General features: G+C 56.6%; 1 protein-coding gene. It reads right to left on the bottom strand.

The features are described from left to right. Positions 1–565: M3 family metallopeptidase (locus ACTHUR_RS16810; RefSeq protein WP_440399822.1), on the bottom strand; the 565-nt coding region annotated here is incomplete at both ends.

Below are 565 nucleotides of genomic sequence, written 5' to 3'. Positions count from 1 at the left end.
GGCTTTGATTTCGGCAAAGTCTTTTTCGGCAAATGGTTTTGCGCGGCGGGCAAGGTCGTGCAGGAAGTTTAGAACCTGTTCGGGCGTATCCGCCATTTTGGTTGCCAGTGACAGCTCGGCGTAGGTTTTGAAGCCGAGCAGTTTGGCGGTTTTCAGCGCGTTTGCAAGCGTTTGTTCGACGTTGGCCGTGTTGTCGAATTTGCCTTCGTCAGACAATTCGCTGGCACGGGTAACGTAGGCGCGGTAGATTTGTTCGCGCAATTCGCGGTTGTCGGCGTATTGGATAACGGCGAGGTAGTGCGGAATCTGCAGGCCGATTTTGTAGCCTGTTTTGCCTTCGCTTTGCGCGGCGGCGGCAAACATGGCGAGCGAGTCTTCGGGAATGCCGGCAAGCGGTGCGGCGTCGTCGAAGTAGAGGGCGAAGGCGTCGGTTGCGTCTAAGACGTTTTGCGAGAATTTGGCGGAAAGTTGCGCGCCTTCGGTTTGCAGTTGTGCTAGTTTTGCCTGCTGTTCGGGCGGCAATTCTGCGCCGCTGAGGACGAAATCGCGCAGGTCGTGGTTGAGC

Source organism: Neisseria sp. P0021.S007 (genome assembly GCF_051956855.1).
Note: the sequence above shows the minus strand (reverse complement) of the source record. Positions and strands in the feature narration are given on the sequence as shown.